This window comes from Agromyces humi (assembly GCF_009720255.1).
GTDB classification, from domain to species: Bacteria; Actinomycetota; Actinomycetes; order Actinomycetales; family Microbacteriaceae; genus Agromyces; species Agromyces humi.
This window is the reverse complement of the sequence record NZ_WJSP02000426.1, coordinates 1-2,961: the sequence shown is the minus strand read 5'-3', so window position 1 is coordinate 2,961 and position 2,961 is coordinate 1. Positions and strand designations below refer to the sequence as shown.

Sequence of the window (2,961 nt, the reverse complement as noted above, 5' to 3'; positions counted from 1 at the left end):
GCCGCATCACGGGCATCCTGGGCGCCGACGCCGACGTCGTGATCACGCACGCCGAGCGCGCCCCGGCGGGGTTCGACGCTCGCTTCTCCGCGGTCTGGCGGCGCTACGAGTATCGCGTCGCGGACGCGTCCGCCGAGCGCGACCCCCTGGCGCGTCGACGCACCGCGGTCCGTCCGAAGCACCTCGACGAGCGGGCGATGGATGCCGCGGCCGCCTCGCTGGTGGGCCTGCACGACTTCGCGGCGTTCTGCCGCCCGCGCGAGGGCGCGACCACCATCCGCACCCTGCAGTCCTACCGGTGGACCCGTGCGTCCGACGGGGTGCTCGTGGCCACGCTCCAAGCCGACGCCTTCTGCCACTCGATGGTGCGCGCCCTCGTCGGCGCCTGCGTGGCCGTGGGTGAGGGGCGACTCGACGAGGACGAGCCCGAGGCGCTGCTGCGCGCGGCCGAGCGCACGAGCGCGTTCACGGTCATGCCGGCCAAGGGCCTCGTGCTGACCGAGGTCGGCTACCCCGACGACGCCGAGCTCGAAGCGCGTGCCGCGCAGACGCGGCGACGCCGGGAATTGCATGCGGAGGGCGTCGTCGGCTAAGCTACCTCTTTGGTGCCGCCATCTGCGTCGGCACCCGAAGATGAGCCCTCCACCAGGGCGTTCGCACGCGTGAGCTGGCGAACTCCCCCCGGAGTGGGATTCACGAACCCCTCTCTCGATCAGAAAGCAGCACTTCCGTGACGCGCACCTACACTCCCAAGTCGAACGAGATCCAGCGTGACTGGGTCGTCATCGACGCCACCGACATCGTGCTCGGCCGCCTCGCCAGCCACTCGGCTGCGCTCCTGCGCGGCAAGCACAAGGCGATCTTCGCCAACCACGTCGACACCGGTGACTTCGTCATCATCGTGAACGCCGACAAGGTGGCCCTCACCGGCCAGAAGCTCGAGCAGAAGAAGGCCTACCGCCACTCGGGGTACCCGGGCGGCCTGAAGGCTGTCAGCTACGCCGAGCTCCTCGAGAAGAACCCCGTCCGGGCCGTCGAGAAGGCGATCCGCGGCATGCTCCCGAAGAACTCGCTCGGTCGCGCCCAGCTCAAGAAGCTCAAGGTCTACACCGGCCCCGAGCACCCGCACGCGGCGCAGCAGCCCAAGCCGTACACCCTCACCCAGGTCGCCCAGTAACTCCGGCACCCTCGACGTTCTCGAAATAAGGATTCACACCAAAATGGCGAAGATCGCAGACCAGATCGAAGCGGCTCCCGAGAGCTACACGACCGAGAGCACCCCCTCGGCCGCACCCACCACCCCCCGCCCCGTGCTCAACGTGTCGGGCGCGGCAGTCGGCCGTCGCAAGCAGGCCATCGCCCGCGTGCGCATCGCCCCCGGCGCCGGCGGCATCACGGTCAACGGCCGTGAGTTCGCGGACTACTTCCCGAACAAGCTGCACCAGCAGCTCATCACCGACCCGTTCACGGTGCTCGAGCTCTCCGGCTCGTACGACGTGATCGCCCGCATCACCGGCGGCGGCCCCTCGGGCCAGGCCGGCGCGCTGCGCCTGGCGATCGCCCGCGCGCTCAACGAGATCGACCGCGAGAACAACCGCGCGACCCTGAAGAAGGCCGGCTTCCTCACTCGTGACGCCCGCGTCATCGAGCGCAAGAAGGCCGGTCTCAAGAAGGCCCGCAAGGCGCCTCAGTTCTCGAAGCGCTGATCCGGGTCTCCGGCTCTCCGAATGCCCCGGCTCTTCGGAACCGACGGGGTCCGGGGCCTGGCCAACCGTGATCTCACGGCTGACCTGGCCCTGGGCCTCGCCCAGGCGGCTGCCGCCGTCCTCACGCGGGGGCGGCACGCCGACGAACTGCGCGCCACGGGCCGACGGCCTGTCGCCGTGGTCGCGCGCGACCCCCGCGTCTCCGGCGAGTTCCTCATCGCCGCGGTGGCGGCGGGCCTCGCCAGCTCGGGCGTCGACGTGCTCGACGCCGGGGTCATCCCCACTCCGGCGACCGCCTTCCTGATCGATTCGATCGGCGCGGACTTCGGCGTGATGATCTCCGCCTCGCACAATCCCGCCCCCGACAACGGCATCAAGTTCTTCTCGTTCGGCGGCACGAAGCTCCCGGATGAGGTCGAGGACCGCATCGAGTCCCACCTCGGCAAGCCGAAGCTGGCGCCCCTCGGCGACGGCGTCGGTCGGATCCGCCGCTTCTCCGACGCGGAGGACCGGTACGTGGTCCACCTGCTCGGCACGTTGCCCAACCGTCTCGACGGCCTGCACGTCGTGCTCGACTGCGCGCACGGCGCCGCCGCCGGCGTCTCGCCCGAGACGTTCCGCGACGCGGGAGCGACCGTCACCGTGATCGGCGCCGATCCCGACGGCATGAACATCAACGACGGCGTCGGCTCCACCCACCTCGGCCACCTGCAGGCGGCGGTGCGGGAGCACGGCGCCGACCTCGGCATCGCCCACGACGGCGACGCCGATCGCTGCCTCGCCGTCGATGCCGACGGCAACGTGGTCGACGGCGACCAGATCATGGCGATCCTGGCCGTGTCGATGCATGAACGCGGCGCCCTCACCGACGACACGCTCGTCGTCACCGTGATGTCGAACCTCGGCCTGCGGCGCGCGATGGCGGAGCGCGGCATCCGGGTCATCGAGACCAAGGTCGGCGACCGCTACGTGCTCGAGGCGCTCGCAGCCGGGAAGCTCGCCCTCGGCGGCGAGCAGTCGGGTCACGTCATCATGACCGAGTTCGCCACGACGGGCGACGGGGTGCTGACCGGCCTGCACCTGGCCGCCGAGATGGCGCGCACCGGCCGCACCCTCGCCGACCTGGCGTCGGTGATGACGGTGTACCCCCAGGTGCTCGTGAACGTGCGCGGGGTCGACCATCACCGCCTCCACGACGACGCGCAGGTCGCGGCCGCGGTCACGGCTGCGGAGGCCGAGCTCGGCGACACGGGCC

At 70.9% G+C, this 2,961-nt stretch carries 4 protein-coding genes; all 4 read left to right on the top strand.

What is annotated here, in order from left to right; genetic code table 11:
* The coding region (locus tag GH736_RS20290) for a tRNA pseudouridine synthase A (protein ID WP_159606547.1) at positions 1-593 on the top strand (593 nt) is incomplete at its 5' end.
* Positions 594-730: 137 nt separating this feature from the next.
* Positions 731-1,177, top strand: a complete 447-nt coding sequence (gene rplM, locus GH736_RS20285; protein WP_159606545.1) for a 50S ribosomal protein L13 — start codon at positions 731-733, stop codon at positions 1,175-1,177.
* 43 nt (positions 1,178-1,220) lie between these two features.
* Complete coding sequence (rpsI, locus tag GH736_RS20280; protein ID WP_159606543.1) at positions 1,221-1,706, top strand: 30S ribosomal protein S9; 486 nt, start codon at positions 1,221-1,223, stop codon at positions 1,704-1,706.
* Positions 1,707-1,727: 21 nt separating this feature from the next.
* On the top strand, positions 1,728-2,961 hold a 1,234-nt coding region (gene glmM / locus GH736_RS20275), incomplete at its 3' end, for a phosphoglucosamine mutase (RefSeq protein ID WP_159606541.1).

What these genes read in the sequence shown, in the direction of transcription:
- rpsI (WP_159606543.1), top strand. Translation starts at nt 1,221, where the DNA reads ATGGCGAAGATCGCAGACCAGATCGAAGCGGCTCCCGAGAGCTACACG.